Below are 13,040 nucleotides of genomic sequence, written 5' to 3' on the forward strand. Positions count from 1 at the left end.
CCGCATGCGTTGCTAGAATGCGGGAAACTTGGGAGATGCCACGCATGCTGATGGCCTTTACCCTGAATAAGGGTTTGCTCGAACCAGTCGCCATTAATGCGGCAGAAGACCTCATCTCAGATATTTTGTGGATTGACCTGATCAACCCCACCGAAGAAGAGCGCGAATGGGTACGCACCGCCTATCAGCAAGAGCTGCCAAGCATCGACGACCTATACGAAATTGAGGCGACTTCACGCTTCTATGAAAACGACGATGGCCTGCACATCAGCTCATACTTTCTGAACTATGCCGATCAGTCATCAACCAATATTTCTGCTGCTTTCGTTTTCAATGGCGACCGATTATTTACGCTTCGCGAAGAGGAGCTTGCGGCATTTCGTCTGTTTCGCCTTCGTGCCCGCAAAGGCTTGGTTAACGTCAACAATCCAAAATCGATTTTAATTGGCCTATTTGAAACCAAGGTGGAAAACCTCGCCGACATGATCGAGCGCATTGCCGCCGATTTAGAAGTCACCAGCGCGCAAGTATTGGGTAATGCCGAAACCGATGACATGGAATCGCTATTGACCGAGATTGGTCAGCAGGAAGACATCATCGGTAAAGTGCGTATTTCCATGGTCGATTTGCAGCGCATGCTCTATCTGCTATTGCGCTCAGGCATGCTCAACACTGAGCTCAGCGAGCGCCTTCGCGACATCATCCGTGACTCTGAGTCACTGATCGCGCACACCTCATTTTTGTTCGATAAGATTAAGTTCTTGCTCGACACCACCCTCGGCTTTATTAACGTTAATCAGAACAAAATCATCAAGATTTTCTCTGTGGCCTCGGTGGTATTTTTACCGCCAACCATGATCGCCAGCGTCTACGGCATGAACTTTCGCATCATGCCTGAGCTCGACTGGACTATTGGCTACCCCTTCGCTATCGGCCTAATGGTGCTGTCAGCAGTAGCACCATTCCTCTATTTCAAACGTCGTAACTGGCTGTGAAACATCTTGCCGGCAGCCCTGAGTTGTTGGCACTAGAGCGCTTAATTGAGCAAGCTGGCTCTAAACTTTGCCCTGAAATCGTCACCCACATTCAGTGTGATGGCCAAACCCTGCCACTGTGGTGCTTAAGCCTTGGTACACGCCGACTCGATGCGCCGGCGATTGGCTATTTCGGCGGAGTGCATGGCGTCGAGCGTATCGGCAGCCAAGTGTTGATTGCCTACCTCAATAACTTAGTTCAACGCCTCAGCTGGGATAGCAGCTTGCACAGCCTGCTGGAAAAGGTACGGCTAGTTTTTGTGCCCATCGTCAATCCCGGCGGATTCTTACGTGGCACACGAGCCAACCCCGATGGCATTGATCTGATGCGCCATGCGCCTATCGATGCTGAGCACCGCGTACCTTGGCCACTCGGCGGCCAACGCCTAAGCTCTCGCCTGCCCTGGTTTCGCGGTCATGCCAACGAGGCATTAGCGCCAGAGGCAGAGGCACTATTTCGTGTCGTTCGCGAGCGCTTGCACAGCCATCCGTTTTCCATGGCTGTCGACTGCCATTCCGGCTTTGGCTTTCAAGACAGACTCTGGTTTCCTTACGCACGCAGCCATCAACCCTTTCCTCAGCTTGCCGAGGCCTATGCGCTGAATGAGCTGTTTCAGCGAACTTATCCGCACCACGACTTTTATGCCATTGAACCGCAGTCGTTGAGCTACACCACGCATGGGGATGTCTGGGACTACTTATATGATGAGCTGCGCGAATGCCAGCCCACACACACCTTCCTACCCTTTACGCTCGAAATGGGCTCATGGATGTGGATGAAGAAAAATCCAAGGCAATTATTCAATCCATTAGGGCTATTCAACCCACTGCTACCGCATCGACATACTCGCGTACTACGGCGCCATCTAACCTGGTTTGACTTCATGCAGCAGGCCAGTTTGTCGCACCAAGCTTGGCTACCAAACAACGCTCAACGCGGCGCCCTACACGATGCCGCGCTTGACCTTTGGTATCGAAAGTCGACTTAAGCCGACCGGCTTTCACCTTCACTCAGCACGCCAAAATAAGCAGTGTTAACGCCCTGCTTCGCTAGCTCAGTCTTTAGCGCAATGACAGGTGCATCAATCGCCTCATCGGTGAGCTGAAAGGTATTGAAATGAATACCCAGTGAATATATCGCCTGTAAATCTTGATGCGCGCGCACGGCATCGGCGGGGTCCATATGTACCGGCCCCATAAACCAACGAGGTTCATACGCGCCGATAGGCAATAGCGCCAATCTAGGTGCGCCAAAGTGCTCATAGATCGATTGAAAGTGCGGGCCATAGCCTGTGTCGCCGGCAAAATATAGCGAGCCCGCCGAGCTGCGCACCAGCAAGCTACCCCATAAAGTGCGATTACGATCACGCGCCCCACGGCCTGAGAAGTGCTGCGCAGGCAAGAAAAACAGCTCCAATGGCCCAAGCGTTACTGACTGCCACCAATCCAATGCCACCACGGTATCGATGCCATGCGCTTTAAGCACTGCATCAACGCCTAGGCCCGTGACGATCATCGGTTTATCGCGCTCATGCAGCCACATCAAGGTGCGAATATCGAGATGATCATAGTGGTCATGGCTTAGTAATACAGCGTGAATTGGCGGGAGGTCATCGAGTGCGATACCAACACTGCGCACGCGCTTGGGACCAGCAAAGGTGACAGGACTAACGCGGTCCGACCAAACAGGATCAGTAAGTAAGTTCCATGGCCCAATTTGCACCAGCACGGTGGCGTGATTGACGTAAGTCACGCGCCAATCGGCGATTTGCTCGCTATGGCAAGTCGTCGGCTTTGCCGTTGGCTCGGAGTCTACCCATTGCGGCCATTGCTCAGGTTGGCGAGTTCGCAGCCAGCGTAAGGCCGCCCAAGCATCATGCTTGATGTACTTGCCATGGTTGCGAAAAGTCTCGCCATTCCAATGTGCATTTGGTGCCAGAGAAATTTTTGGCTTCGAGAGAAAGCCGAGTTTGGCCTTAAAGCGCGCCAACGTGGCTTCAGCAGAGTAGCGCAACGAATTTACGTCCTCAGTGCTCATGCGGAGCCTGCTTATTAGGCTGTGTCGCGCGCACCGTAGCATTCAGTGCTAGCACCTCACCATTCGCTAAACTCAAACGCACAGGCACTGAGTCACCCACTCGCAATGGTTGGCGCAAGTTCAGCAGCATCAAATGGCTAGCACCGGGTGCAAGAGCCGTATCTCCCACTGGCAGCTCGATGACATGGCGCTGCGACATACGCATATGGCCATCCGCCATGATCATGTCGTGCCACTCCACGCGCTCTGCCACAGGGCTGCTCATCTTTGTAATGGCTACTGCCTTAGCGCCTGCATTATGCAAAGTGACAAACAGCGCAGCGGCCGGCGATACCGGAGGCACTTCACGCACCCAGGCATCACGCGCAATAATCTGCGGCTTAGCAGACGTAAGCGATTTGGCTGGCACTGCACTCGCCTCAGCCCATACCGCACCGCTCATTAGTAGCAAAGCGCCCGCCAGCAAACAGCCTTTCATACACCCTCCCGAGGTTCCTGCATCAAGACTTTCGCCTCTTTCACGATAGCGTCAACGCCAGCTTGTTGATCATACAAACGCCGCACCCGGCCATCACGATCGATCAAATATAAGTAATCTGAATGACTAACGTCATCGCCGTTGACCGAAACATATGCACCATACTGCTTCGCCACCACAGCAATGGCCTCAGGTGTGCCCGTTAAGCCAACAATCTGCGGGCTAAAATAGCTCACGTATTTGTGCAAAATTTCTGGCGTATCGCGTGCAGGGTCGATGCTAATCATAATCGTCTGCAGCTTAGCGCCATCATCGCCTAAAGCGTCTAGCACAGCTCGATAACGCGCCAATGTCATTGGACAAATATCGGGGCAATGCGTGTAGCCAAAGCTCAGTAAGCGAACCTGGCCTGAGCTGTCTTGCAACGCAAAGGGCTGGCCATTGGCATTATCTAAACTAAATTCGCCACCCAGCTTTAATACTGGCAAACCCGAATACACGGGGCGTTGAAGCCAAGCCCACGCCGCTAAACCAACACTGATAACCAGTGCAGCAACAATGGCGATGCGGAGTTTTTTACGTGGCGATTTACTCATCTTTTAAGGCCCTTGTATCGGTGTCATTTGGCGTGCAGGAATCGTCCCTAAACGCGTGCTCAACTTGGTTTCGCCGCGACCAAAAAGCCGAGCATAACTCACCGCATTCGCCATGACTTTTTTCACGTAGTCACGCGTCTCAGGAAACGGAATGCTTTCGATGTATTGAGTCGCATCCATCGCGGTATCAGGCTGCCACTCCAAGGCTCGGCGTGGGCCTGCGTTATAGCCTGCAGTTGCCAACACGGGATGCCCCAAAGTGTCTTCGACATGACGCAAATAGTAGGTGCCTAGCTGCACGTTTTGCCCAGCATCATTGGTCATGCTTGCGCTATAAGGAATGCCCAGTTGTTTCGCCACCCATTGCGCGGTACCCGGCATGAGCTGCATCAAGCCACTAGCCCCTGCACCAGAGGTAGCTTTCGGTGCAAAGCGGCTTTCTTGACGCATCAAGCCATAAACCCAAGCTTCATCAAGCGCCATGTCTTTAGCATAGGCTTGAGTGATGTCGCGGTAAGGCGCGATAAAACGGTAATGCAGGGCATGATCGGCCTGCGTGCGCTCAGCGGCATAAATGGCGCGGTCATACCAGCCCATAGCATTAGCCTGATTCGCCGCAGTTAGCAGCAAGCGATCATCACTGCCGCGCACCGACCAGTTAAACTCGCTCGCTGACTCCCAGCGCAGGCCCAAACCATAAAGCGCAAAGGCTCGCTGAAAGCCCGCGTGCTTGGCTAGGCGAGCACGGTCGGCATCATTAATGTTTATTTTCTCTGGCACTGGGCCCATGGCCTGACCTAAGCGCTCGCGCGCCAGCAAACCATAATAATCATCGTCATTACTCAAGCCGGCAAACAACGTCTGCGCGCTATTGCCATAAAGCTTACGCTGCGACTTTGTTTGGCCTGTATCGGAGCTCATCGCACTATTGGCACGCGCTGCCCAAAAGCGCCACGCACGCTCCTGGCGAATGCTCGCAGGCATAGTTGCATAGCCTTTTAAATACGCCGGCCATTGGCCCAGTCGAACCAGCAGACGCAACCTAGCCTCACGTTGTAAATCCGACCACGGCGCCGATTCACTGCGCGCAAACCAAATCTCGCTATCGGCATTGAACTGACGCGCACCGGTCATCGCGAGCTGGCGCCATGCCAATGCCGATTGCTCTGCTAGCTCATCACCTTCGACCTCTAAATGCGTCAGCGCTGCCGGCAAATTCGTGCGCGCCCATCGGCCATACGCCCAAACGGCCAATTCGCGATCGAGGCGCTGCTTAGGATTAAAGCGCGCCAAAAATACTTCTGGCTGATCACGCACCTGCTGCTGTGTGGCGGCGTTTAGCGTGAGATTTAGGCTTTGCGCTAAATAGCGTGCCAGGCCTTGCGCATTGGCCTCCATGGCAAGACGAAAGCGCGTCCATTTTGCCTCATCGTCAATTAGACCTGTGCGCTGAAGCTGCGCTTGCACTGGCAAACATTCCGAGGGCAGATCTTTTGCCGTGTACCACAGCGGCGTTACGGCATCGGGCAGTTTGATATCGGGCTTAGCCGCCATCATCGCCTGCCAGTTGTAGCACTGCAGGGTGATGCTAGGCGTATCGATAAGTAGCGGGTACTGGCGCTGAAAGCTGGTCCAGTCGCTGCGCTTGGCCAACTGCTCTAGCCATTCCATGCGTAGCTTTTCGGCTAAATAGCTGCCCTTCTCTTTCGCGAGAAAAGCATCTACATCAGCGGTGGCATCTGGCAACTTTAATCGCCGCCAAAGCTGCCAAAACTCGGCATAAACTTGTAAAGGTGAGTCACTGAGCTGGCGCTGAGCTTTTGCTAGCGCATCATGATTACCAGTTCGAAAAGCATCACGAGCGGCCAAATAGTCACTGTCGGCGGCCATTACAGGGCTAATCCAAGCAATAGCAGCTACTGCTAAAATACGTATGAACGCCGGCATTTTTGCTCCTTTAAAGCCATTTCGCGCTAGCGCGCAGCATAGCTGTATAATGCGCGCGTTTAATAGGACGGATTAACGCGCTCATGGCTCGCAAGCTATACATCGAAACACAAGGTTGCCAAATGAACGAGTACGACTCCTCACGGATGCTCGACTTGCTCAGCGACTCTCATCAACTCGTTCGCACCAACGTGGCGGAAGAGGCTGACGTGCTCTTGCTCAACACCTGCTCGATTCGCGAAAAGGCGCAAGAGAAAGTGTTCTCTCAGCTCGGCCGATGGCAGCGTTTAAAACTCGCCCGTCCTGAAGTGATTATCGGTGTTGGTGGCTGTGTTGCCTCACAAGAAGGCGAAGGCATTTTGCAGCGCGCGCCCTATGTCGATATGGTATTTGGCCCGCAAACATTGCACCGCCTGCCGCAAATGCTCAATGATTTATCGGTGCAACCCGCCGACCGCGAGCGCATTGCCCAGGTCGATGTGCGTTTCCCTGAAAATGAGAAATTCGACTTCCTGCCTGAGCCTCGCATCGAAGGCCATAAAGCCTTTGTCTCGATCATGGAAGGTTGTTCGAAATACTGCAGCTTCTGTGTAGTGCCCTACACTCGCGGCGAAGAAGTCTCACGCCCATTCGATGATGTCATCGCCGAAGTTGCCCATATTGCGCGCCAAGGCGTGCGCGAAGTCACGCTGCTTGGGCAAAATGTGAATGGCTATTATGGCGAGCATCACGACGGCCATATTTGTGGCTTTGCTGAGCTCTTGCGCGCGGTTGCGGCGATCCCCGGCATTGGCCGCATTCGCTACACCACCTCGCATCCACTCGAATTCAACGACGCCTTAATTCAAGCGCATGCCGATGTGCCTGAGTTAGCCGCGCATGTGCATTTGCCGGTACAAAGTGGCTCCAACCGCATTTTGGCAGCGATGAAGCGCAACCATGAAATCGACACTTATAAAGACACCATCACGCGCTTAAAAGCAGCGAAGCCAGGCATCGAAATCGCCTCGGATTTCATCATTGGTTTCCCTAATGAAACTGAGGAAGACTTTGAAGACACGCTGAAGCTAATCGAGTTTGTCGACTACGATCATTCCTATAGTTTCATTTACTCAAAACGCCCCGGCACACCAGCAGCTGAGTTGCCTGATAGTGTCTCGCACGTTGAAAAAAAGCAGCGTTTACAACGCCTGCAAACCATGATCGCCAGAAACACCGGCCGCAAAACCGATGCCATGATGGACACCGAACAACGCGTGCTAATTGATCGCGAATCGAAGCGTTATCCGGGCTATTTGGTGGGCATTGCCGAGAATACACGTTGGATTCATTTCCCCGGCGACGCCAGCTTAATTGGTCGTTTTGCCACGCTAAAAATCAGTGGCATTGAATCGATTAATGCCCTGCGCGCTGAAGCAGCACTATGGGTCGAGTCTGACGAGGAAGCGAGCATCGGTGTCATGCCCATCCCCGGTCGTATTCCGCTATGGCATGCGGCGGTGTAAACAGCTCTCTAGCTTTAAGCGCCCGATGTCTAACAGCTCGGGCGCTTAAAGCTTAAGCTTGCTGCAGTAAAAGCGCCAAATACAGGCCATATACCGCCAGCAACAGAGCACCTTCGACACGATTGACCCGCCATCCAGTCCAGAGCAACGGGAAAAGCAGCAGCGTAATACCCAGCATCCAGAGCATGTCGTTGCTTACTAGCGCAGCAGACACGGGCAATGGCGCGATGCTCGCGGTGATGCCTACGACCATCAAAATATTGAATAAGTTTGAGCCAATAACGTTGCCAATGGCCATATCACTGCGGCCGCGCAAACTTGATACTAGCGAGGCCACTACTTCCGGCAAGCCCGTGCCCATCGAGACAATGGTTAGCCCTATCACCCGCTCCGACCAACCCCAGAGCCGCGCTAAATCCGATGCGCCTTGAACCGTAAGCTGCGCACCAAACGCCAATAGCACTGTGCCACCGGCAACTAGGCCGAGACTAGGCAGCAGCGTTGGCGGCGTCTCCATAACCAATAGCGCCTGCGTTTCTGCGTCGAATTGTTCGAGCTCATTAGCCGTCGCTTGGCCGCGCACCAGCCGCACAACATAGGCGGTAAAGCCGACATAAAAGGCGATACAAAGGAGCGCATCGAGCCGGCTAATCATTAAGTCTTGGGCGATGACAAGGCCAAACAATGTCATCAATAAAAGCACCGGATATTCGAGCCTTAGCGTATTGCCCTCGACGGCAAACGGTCGAATGATCGCGCACAGGCCGAGAATAAAGGCGATATTGAAAATATTAGAGCCAACCACATTGGCCATTGCAATGTCTGTGCTGCCTTGCATGGCCGCTGCACCGCTCACGGCAAGCTCAGGTATCGAGGTGCCCGCTGCGACTACCGTCAGGCCAATTACCGCAGGCGATAAGCGCCACAGTGTGGCCAAGCGCACAGCGCCACGCAGCATGACTTCACCACCCACAACCAACAGAGTGATGCCCGCAGCGACAAGCAGTAAAGCGATAATCATGGCTTAACTCCTGATCTGCGCATCACGGCGCCATTGGTCCAATAAAATACCTGTTGCCACACCAGCATTGAGCGATTCGGCACCGCCAAAGCACGGAATACTCACACGCTCACTAAGCTGCGAGGCAATCGCTGCACTGATGCCTTTGGATTCGTTACCGATGACGAGTACGCCCGGCTGCTGCGCAGAAAATAGTGGGCCGCGTAATGCGTGCGTGCTTTCGCCATCCATCACCGCGCCACAAACAACGGCCTGCGCGCGCGCGGCAGCTAACCATTCGGGTAGATCCACGACATGAAATGGCACACGCAAAAACGAGCCCATGCTGGCGGCAATGACTTTCGGGTTAAATAATTCAGTGGTGGTTTGCGAGGCGACGATCTGACTCACGCCATACCAGTCGGCAAGGCGCAAAATAGTGCCGAGATTACCGGGGTCGCGTAGATCATCTAGCGCAAGCGTGAGTTGGCCTTCGCGCAGAGGCATAGCGCGCCAAGCGCGCTGACCGGCAATCGCCAAGGCTGATTCGTTATTGGTGTAATTGCCCAAACTGCTTAATAAGCTGGCGCTGATTTCGATTAGGCGTAGGCCACGACGACTAGTAGCATCGCGAAATTCAGCAGCTTGCTCGTGGCTGGCGTAGACTGCGACAACGGGCCAGTCTGAGGCTAGAAGTTCGTGAACACTTTTCGCGCCTTCAACCAGAAATGCCGACTGCTCGCGGCGTCCGGCTTTTTGTTGCAATGCGCGAACGCGTTTGTGCTCAGCTTTGGTGATTTCAGCAGAAGATGACATGACGTGGGATGACCTGAGTAGTTACCAAGACCGTAGCAACAAAGCTGTCGCCACGGCCTTGCATGCTAACCGTCCTAGGCAACTAACGACAATGCCGGCGTTTCAATTCGGGCTAAAAATTCACGCATATGACGGAATGCCAAGCGTCCTTCTGGCAATACTGCAGCCATAAATGGAAACACATGCGGCATGCGATGCCATTCTTCATAGACAACTTTTACGCCAGCTGCACGCGCATGTTCGACAGTTCGGCGCGCATCATCACGTAAAATTTCAGTCGAGCCGACCATAATGTATAGCGGTGGCAAGCCACGGAAATTGCCATGCACCGGCGACACTAGGGCATCGAAGGGGCTGCGATTACGTGTCAGAAAGCGGCAGATATAGCCCAAAGCGGCATTGGGAATGTACGGATCTCGGCGTGGATGTGCGGTTAACGCTAGCGAGTCAGCGCTCAGATCCGTCCATGGCGAGATACAAATTGCCGCTCTCGGCAAGCTAATGCCACGATCGCGTAAAGTTTGCAGCAGCACCAAGGTTAAGTGGCCACCAGCAGAGTCGCCTGCCACCGTGATATCCGAACCTTTATAGCCCTGGCTTAGCAAATACTTATAGGAAGCAACGGCGTCATCGCGCCAATCTTCGAAGCTATGGCGTGGAGCAAGTCGGTAGTCGATAGCAAAAACTGGCCGCGACAAGGCTTGCGAGAGCCGCCAAGTGATTTGTCTATGCAGCGAGCCTGAGCCAAAAAAATAGCCGCCACCGTGCAAGTACAGCACCACGCGCGGGACATTATGCGCTTTCGGCGCTACCACCCATTCACCACGAACATCATCTTTCTGCATCTTTGTCACACGCACCGTTTTCGGCGTGCGCTCCAAGACAACACTAAGCGCGCGAAAGCCATTTCTCAGTGCAATCAGGCCCTCAGGTGAGCGTACCAACGTGCTAGCAATTGGGCGCACTGTGGCCGACATAAGCCAACCAACAGCATGCGCCTGCTTACTGGCATGCGGATAAGGGTGGTGCGGATCTGATGTTGTCATGGCAGGCCTTCTGTCTTTATTTATTGTTATCGACGGAGCAGTGAATTACTTAACTTTTGCGCACCTAAGCATCGAACATATCAGACGTATGTCTGGTCGCCAATGAATTTCCCTAGTGAAGTTGTGGAGATTTGTAGTAGGACAATGCATGCGCTTCAGTAACTGCCGCGACTTGTCAATTTCAGTTATTCTCTGTGCACAAACTCACCGAGAACACTGCCCTTTTGAATACGTCTGAACACACCAGCACGCTGGAACTTAGCCCGCAAGATCCTCGCCGTTTAGCCATTCTTTGTGGCCAATTCAATGAGCACATCAAACTTATTGAGCAGCGCCTCAGCCTGCGCGTACTGCATCGTGGCTACAGCCTCGAGATTATTGGCGAGGCTGATATGCGCGAAATAGCGGTCACCGTGCTCGAGCGACTCTATGCAGAAACTGATGACAGTCTAACGCTGGCACCTGAGACCGTGCATTTAGTGCTGCAAATTGCACTTGGCGAGCTATCCAGCAATCCTGTGCACGTCGGTGGTGGCGAAGGCCCCGTGTTAATGACGAAAAAAGGCACTATTCGACCGCGCGGGCAAAATCAACAGCGTTATGTCGAGCAGATTCTCAGTCACGACATCAGCTTTGGCGTGGGCCCTGCCGGTACTGGCAAGACGTATTTGGCCGTAGCTTGTGCAGTCGACCAGCTCGAAAAAGACCAAGTGAAGCGCATATTGCTGGTGCGGCCGGCGGTTGAGGCCGGCGAAAAGCTCGGCTTTTTGCCCGGCGACTTATCAGAAAAAATTAACCCGTATTTGCGCCCGCTCTATGACGCGCTATACGAAATGCTCGGCCTTGAGCGCGTGGCGAAATTGATTGAACGCCAAGTCATTGAAGTTGCACCGCTGGCCTATATGCGCGGGCGCACACTCAATCACGCCTTCATCATTTTGGATGAGGCACAAAACACCACGCCGGAACAAATGAAGATGTTTTTGACGCGCTTGGGCTATGGCTCGCGCGCCGTCATTACTGGCGATATCAGCCAAGTCGACTTGCCTCGCGGCATGGAGTCTGGCCTGACTCAGGCGCTGACTATTTTAGAGCAGGTCAAAGGCATTCATGTCACGCGCTTTGCCTCGCGCGACGTCGTACGCCATCCCTTGGTGATGCGCATTGTCGACGCTTATGAAGCCTGGGATGCGAAACAGCCAGCGCCGCGAGGTCATCATGGCCGCTAATGTTTGGTTAGACGTCGACGACGGTATCAGCCCAGAAGGCTTGCCCACTGAAGTTGATTGCACGCGCTATGTAGACGCTGTGCTGAGAGCGCTCAGCATTACGCAGCCGTGCTCGGTCGATATTCGCATCGTCAGCAAAGAAGAAGGCCGCGAGCTCAATGCGCAGTATCGCGACAAAAATTACGCCACCAATGTGCTGTCATTCCCAGCCGATTTGCCCGAAGCCCTGCTCGCCGAACTTGATGAGCGGCCATTAGGCGACTTGGCCATTTGCGCCGATGTTGTTGCCACAGAAGCGCATGAGCAAGGCAAGCCTTTAGCAGCGCATTGGGCGCATATGATTGTCCACGGCAGCTTGCATTTACTCGGTTATGACCACATTGAACTAGACGATGCCGCACGCATGGAACCTCTAGAACTTGAGATATTGTCGTGTCTTGGCATCGATAACCCGTATGATGACGACCTGACAAACAACGCACTAGAAGAGGGGAAAACATCGCCATGAGCGAGGATCGATCGTCTGGAGACACATCGAAGTCGTGGTTAAGCCGCTTAGCGGATGCCTGGAGTGGCGAAATCAACACCCGCGAGGAGCTGCTCGAAATTATTCGTGAGTCGGCAAAGCGCGGATTAATGGATGTTGAAGCACAGCGCATTATTGAATCCACGCTACAAGTCTCTGAGCGCCAAGTGCGCGAGATTATGATCCCTCGTGCGCAGATGGTTGCCCTGCGTGCCGACGAAACCGTCAGCAATGCCATGGCTGGTTTGATTGAGTCAGCACATTCACGCTTCCCCGTTATCGCCACCGATAATCCCGATGAAGTCGTGGGCATTTTGTTTGCCAAAGACCTATTGAAACTGGTCAATAATCATTGCGACGATGCCACTGTGATGGAATTTTTACGGCCAGTGTTTTTTGTGCCGGAATCCACGCACTTGGATAAATTGATTCGCGAGTTTCGCAGCAAAAAAAGCCATATGGCCATCGTCGTCAATGAGTATGGCGGCATTGCCGGCCTAGTCACTTTTGAAGATGCACTAGAGCAAATCGTTGGCGAAATTGACGATGAGCATGACGAAGATGAAAGCTTTGAAGATCAAGATATTCGAGAAATGCATCCTGGCGAATGGCTAGTAAAAGCCTTCACGCCCATCGCCGAATTTAACGACTACTTCAAAAGCAATTTCAGCAATGACGACTTCGACACCATCGCCGGCATCATTCTCAACGCCTTCGAACGCCTGCCCGAACAAGGCGAAGTGATCGAGCTAGATCGCTGGCGCTTCAGTGTTCTGCAAGCCGACAACCGCACCATTCGCCTACTTAAAGTTGAAGTTCGCTAAA

The 13,040-nt window shown here is 53.4% G+C and carries 11 protein-coding genes and 2 pseudogenes; 6 read left to right on the forward strand and 7 right to left on the reverse strand.

Features of this window, described 5'->3' with window-relative positions:
- Window positions 1–17 precede the first annotated feature (17 nt).
- Together corA and ACFQ0F_RS07485 are read left to right on the forward strand one after the other, a co-directional pair.
- Window positions 18–995 carry a magnesium/cobalt transporter CorA gene (gene corA / locus ACFQ0F_RS07480; protein ID WP_379070725.1) on the forward strand — a complete coding sequence of 326 codons (978 nt, stop codon included), beginning with the start codon at window positions 18–20 and terminating at the stop codon, window positions 993–995.
- Window positions 992–2,023 carry a M14 family zinc carboxypeptidase gene (locus ACFQ0F_RS07485; RefSeq protein WP_379070727.1) on the forward strand — a complete coding sequence of 344 codons (1,032 nt, stop codon included), beginning with the start codon at window positions 992–994 and terminating at the stop codon, window positions 2,021–2,023. The genes corA and ACFQ0F_RS07485 overlap by 4 nt, the downstream gene beginning before the upstream one ends.
- Here the strand turns inward: ACFQ0F_RS07485 and ACFQ0F_RS07490 are convergent.
- The 4 genes from ACFQ0F_RS07490 to ACFQ0F_RS07505 are packed head-to-tail and all read right to left on the reverse strand — an operon-like array spanning window position 2,020 to window position 6,093.
- Complete coding sequence (locus tag ACFQ0F_RS07490) at window positions 2,020–3,072, reverse strand: MBL fold metallo-hydrolase (RefSeq protein ID WP_379070730.1); 1,053 nt, start codon at window positions 3,070–3,072, stop codon at window positions 2,020–2,022. The genes ACFQ0F_RS07485 and ACFQ0F_RS07490 overlap by 4 nt on opposite strands.
- Window positions 3,062–3,550 carry a copper chaperone PCu(A)C gene (locus ACFQ0F_RS07495; protein WP_340675543.1) on the reverse strand — a complete coding sequence of 163 codons (489 nt, stop codon included), beginning with the start codon at window positions 3,548–3,550 and terminating at the stop codon, window positions 3,062–3,064. Before ACFQ0F_RS07495 ends, ACFQ0F_RS07490 begins: the two co-directional genes overlap by 11 nt.
- A complete protein-coding gene (locus ACFQ0F_RS07500) occupies window positions 3,547–4,146 on the reverse strand; it encodes an SCO family protein (RefSeq protein WP_340675542.1) in 600 nt (199 codons plus the stop codon). The genes ACFQ0F_RS07495 and ACFQ0F_RS07500 overlap by 4 nt, the downstream gene beginning before the upstream one ends.
- Window positions 4,147–4,149: 3 nt before the next feature.
- The gene (locus ACFQ0F_RS07505) at window positions 4,150–6,093 is read right to left on the reverse strand and encodes a lytic transglycosylase domain-containing protein (protein ID WP_379070734.1); all 1,944 of its coding nucleotides are present in this window, start codon (window positions 6,091–6,093) and stop codon (window positions 4,150–4,152) included.
- Between the two features lie 89 nt (window positions 6,094–6,182).
- Here ACFQ0F_RS07505 and miaB point away from each other — a divergent pair.
- Window positions 6,183–7,508: pseudogene (miaB, locus tag ACFQ0F_RS07510) on the forward strand (tRNA (N6-isopentenyl adenosine(37)-C2)-methylthiotransferase MiaB); the annotation flags it as partial.
- A gap of 142 nt (window positions 7,509–7,650) precedes the next feature.
- Here miaB and ACFQ0F_RS07515 read toward each other — a convergent pair.
- The 3 genes from ACFQ0F_RS07515 to ACFQ0F_RS07525 all read right to left on the reverse strand — a co-directional run bounded on the left by ACFQ0F_RS07515 (window position 7,651) and on the right by ACFQ0F_RS07525 (window position 10,460).
- On the reverse strand, window positions 7,651–8,619 hold the full coding sequence (locus tag ACFQ0F_RS07515) for a calcium/sodium antiporter (RefSeq protein ID WP_340675540.1): 969 nt from the start codon (window positions 8,617–8,619) through the stop codon (window positions 7,651–7,653).
- Window positions 8,620–8,622: 3 nt separating this feature from the next.
- Entirely contained in the window at window positions 8,623–9,414 is a 792-nt protein-coding gene (locus ACFQ0F_RS07520; RefSeq protein WP_340675539.1) for a TrmH family RNA methyltransferase, read from the reverse strand.
- Between the two features lie 74 nt (window positions 9,415–9,488).
- On the reverse strand, window positions 9,489–10,460 hold the full coding sequence (locus ACFQ0F_RS07525) for an alpha/beta hydrolase (RefSeq protein ID WP_379070738.1): 972 nt from the start codon (window positions 10,458–10,460) through the stop codon (window positions 9,489–9,491).
- Window positions 10,461–10,684: 224 nt separating this feature from the next.
- On the opposite strand from ACFQ0F_RS07525, the pseudogene ACFQ0F_RS07530 reads away from it, so the two are divergent.
- The 3 genes and pseudogenes from ACFQ0F_RS07530 to ACFQ0F_RS07540 form a co-directional block, all read left to right on the forward strand.
- Window positions 10,685–11,659, forward strand: a pseudogene (locus ACFQ0F_RS07530) (PhoH family protein); the annotation flags it as partial.
- A gap of 19 nt (window positions 11,660–11,678) precedes the next feature.
- The gene (gene ybeY / locus ACFQ0F_RS07535) at window positions 11,679–12,197 is read left to right on the forward strand and encodes an rRNA maturation RNase YbeY (RefSeq protein WP_340675537.1); all 519 of its coding nucleotides are present in this window, start codon (window positions 11,679–11,681) and stop codon (window positions 12,195–12,197) included.
- Window positions 12,194–13,039: an HlyC/CorC family transporter gene (locus tag ACFQ0F_RS07540; protein WP_340675536.1), complete on the forward strand. Its 846-nt coding sequence runs from the start codon at window positions 12,194–12,196 to the stop codon at window positions 13,037–13,039. The genes ybeY and ACFQ0F_RS07540 overlap by 4 nt, the downstream gene beginning before the upstream one ends.
- Window position 13,040: the final 1 nt, after the last annotated feature.

The sequence above is a fragment of the Paraperlucidibaca wandonensis genome (genome assembly GCF_042677145.1).
GTDB lineage: Bacteria > Pseudomonadota > Gammaproteobacteria > Pseudomonadales > Moraxellaceae > Perlucidibaca > Perlucidibaca wandonensis.

What these genes read in the sequence shown, in the direction of transcription:
- corA (WP_379070725.1), top strand. Translation starts at nt 18, where the DNA reads ATGCGGGAAACTTGGGAGATGCCACGCATGCTGATGGCCTTTACCCTG.
- ACFQ0F_RS07490 (WP_379070730.1), bottom strand. Translation starts at nt 3,072, where the DNA reads ATGAGCACTGAGGACGTAAATTCGTTGCGCTACTCTGCTGAAGCCACG.
- ACFQ0F_RS07495 (WP_340675543.1), bottom strand. Translation starts at nt 3,550, where the DNA reads ATGAAAGGCTGTTTGCTGGCGGGCGCTTTGCTACTAATGAGCGGTGCG.
- ACFQ0F_RS07500 (WP_340675542.1), bottom strand. Translation starts at nt 4,146, where the DNA reads ATGAGTAAATCGCCACGTAAAAAACTCCGCATCGCCATTGTTGCTGCA.
- ACFQ0F_RS07505 (WP_379070734.1), bottom strand. Translation starts at nt 6,093, where the DNA reads ATGCCGGCGTTCATACGTATTTTAGCAGTAGCTGCTATTGCTTGGATT.
- ACFQ0F_RS07515 (WP_340675540.1), bottom strand. Translation starts at nt 8,619, where the DNA reads ATGATTATCGCTTTACTGCTTGTCGCTGCGGGCATCACTCTGTTGGTT.
- ACFQ0F_RS07520 (WP_340675539.1), bottom strand. Translation starts at nt 9,414, where the DNA reads ATGTCATCTTCTGCTGAAATCACCAAAGCTGAGCACAAACGCGTTCGC.
- ACFQ0F_RS07525 (WP_379070738.1), bottom strand. Translation starts at nt 10,460, where the DNA reads ATGACAACATCAGATCCGCACCACCCTTATCCGCATGCCAGTAAGCAG.
- ybeY (WP_340675537.1), top strand. Translation starts at nt 11,679, where the DNA reads ATGGCCGCTAATGTTTGGTTAGACGTCGACGACGGTATCAGCCCAGAA.
- ACFQ0F_RS07540 (WP_340675536.1), top strand. Translation starts at nt 12,194, where the DNA reads ATGAGCGAGGATCGATCGTCTGGAGACACATCGAAGTCGTGGTTAAGC.